Raw genomic sequence first — 1,855 nt, forward strand, 5'->3', positions numbered from 1 at the left:
CCACCGCCAGCACCCTGCCGCCCGCCTGCTCCGGATCATCCGCCCTTTCCGGCGCGGCCTGGTCCAGGCTGGCATGCCAGCCTACCCCAGCCTCCAGCCCGCGCCGCGCGAAGGCGATCGCGCAGTCCGCCGCTCCCGTCAGGTCGTCCGCCAGGATCAGCCAGCGCGAAGGTGGGGTGGGCGTGCCGTCCATGGCCATCCTCAGCCGTGCCGCGCCCGCAGCGGCGCCGTCCGTCCGGCTCCGCTTTCGGCCGATGCCGTGTCCGGCGCCGGCGGGCGGCCGGTGCGCCGGGCGGTCCAGGCGGTCAGCAGCGGCACCAGCACCGTGGTCACGATCACCGCCGCGGCGACCAGCACGGTGGCATGGGCGGCGGCCTCGGCATAGACGGGGTTGGCGGAGGCCACGATGGCTGGCACCGCCGCCGCGTTGCCGGCGGTGGAGGCGGCCGCGACACCGGCGACGCCCGTGCCGCCGATGGCGCGGTCGGCCAGGAAGAGCGGGATGCCGGTGACCACCACCACGGCGAGGCCCAGGCCCAGGCCGAGAAGCCCGGCCTGCCAGACCTTGGCCAAGTCGAGGCCGCTGCCCAGCGCGAAGGCGAAGAAGGGGATCATCACCGGGATGGCGCGGCTGAGGAAGCCGCGCATTTCGCGGTCGAGGTTGCCCAGGATCATGCCCACCACCAGCGGCAGGATGGAGCCCACCAGGGTCGGCCAGGGAAAGGCCGAGAGGCCTGCCACGCCCAGCGTCACCATGGTCAGGAAGGGGCCGGATTCCAGCGTCATCACCGTATAGGCGCCGACATCGCGCGGCTCCCCGTACTGGCCCATCAGCGCCATGTAGAGGCCGCCGTTGGTGTCGTTCATCGCCGCCACGATGGCCAGGGTGGAAAGCCCCGCGAAAAGGCCGGAGCCGACCGGCGCCTCGCCCAGGAAGTGGCCGAAGACCACGCCCATCAGCATGGCCATGCCGATCTTCACCGCGAACAGGGTGCCGCCTTTCTTCAGGATATAGGGCGTCGCCTTGAAGTCGATGCTGGCACCCATGCAGACATAGAAGACCGCCAGGATGGTCAGCGAGCCGGTGAAGAGCGCACCGGTGAAGGAGCCGAAGAATTTCGGCGTGTCCGGGAAGAAGGTCGCGATGACGGCGCCCAGCGCCAGGGGAACGACCATCATGCCGCCCGGGACCTTCTCGATGGCACGCTTGATGGGCAGTTGCATGGGTCCTCCCCTTGCGCCCCAGGGCGCCGGCATTTTGCGTGGAACACGCAGTCGATGAACCGCAATTCGGCGCCGACCGGCGGAGAGTCAACCTGTTTCTGCGCGATTTGCCGAAAAACCGAAGCCGTCCCTTGTGCGTCGCTGAAATTCCCCCTGGTTTTCGCGCGAAATACGCAACCCCTTGCCTGCCTCTGGTCGAACCGGCCGCGGGAAGCTAGAAGGCGGCGCTTGTGGGCTGGGGAGCCGGGGCTGGGAGGTTCCGGCCGCTCCCTTGTTCCCGCTTCCAGGCCGGACAGGCCAGACTTCCGCGTCGCCCCCCGCTCTGCCTGGGATATGGCGGTGCGGCCCGATCCGACCATGCCGTTCTTTGCGCCTCTTCCCCTGAAGGAACCCGCCCTTTTGGCTTCCGCCCCCTCCCCTGCCCCTGACGTCACGCTGCTCCGCATCTCCGGGCTGAGCGTGGGCTTCGGCGGCTTCACCGCCGTGAAGGGGCTGGACCTGTCCGTGGCGCCCGGCGAGACGGTGGCGCTGGTGGGCGAGAGCGGCTCGGGCAAGTCCGTCACCTCGCTGGCCGTGACCCGGATGATCGACCATGCGGGCGGGCGGATCACCGGCGGGCGGATCGCGTTCC

At 70.1% G+C, this 1,855-nt stretch carries 3 protein-coding genes; 1 reads left to right on the top strand and 2 read right to left on the bottom strand.

Going from position 1 to position 1,855, the window contains the following annotated elements; genetic code table 11:
* Together ROTAS13_RS23950 and ROTAS13_RS23955 are read right to left on the bottom strand one after the other, a co-directional pair.
* Nucleotides 1–193, bottom strand: a 193-nt coding sequence (locus ROTAS13_RS23950; RefSeq protein ID WP_139323551.1) for a four-carbon acid sugar kinase family protein, incomplete at its 3' end; no start/stop codon positions are given.
* A gap of 8 nt (nt 194–201) precedes the next feature.
* A complete protein-coding gene (locus tag ROTAS13_RS23955) occupies nt 202–1,224 on the bottom strand; it encodes a 2-keto-3-deoxygluconate permease (protein WP_058390230.1) in 1,023 nt (340 codons plus the stop codon).
* Between the two features lie 399 nt (nt 1,225–1,623).
* Between ROTAS13_RS23955 and ROTAS13_RS23960 the strand changes: the two genes are divergently transcribed.
* Nucleotides 1,624–1,855, top strand: a 232-nt coding sequence (locus tag ROTAS13_RS23960; protein ID WP_139323552.1) for an ATP-binding cassette domain-containing protein, incomplete at its 3' end; no start/stop codon positions are given.

This window comes from Roseomonas sp. TAS13 (assembly GCF_001950415.1).
Taxonomy (GTDB): Bacteria; Pseudomonadota; Alphaproteobacteria; order Acetobacterales; family Acetobacteraceae; genus Roseomonas; species Roseomonas mucosa.

Excerpts from the sequence above, each read along its gene's own strand:
- ROTAS13_RS23955 (WP_058390230.1), bottom strand. The coding sequence starts at position 1,224 with ATGCAACTGCCCATCAAGCGTGCCATCGAGAAGGTCCCGGGCGGCATG.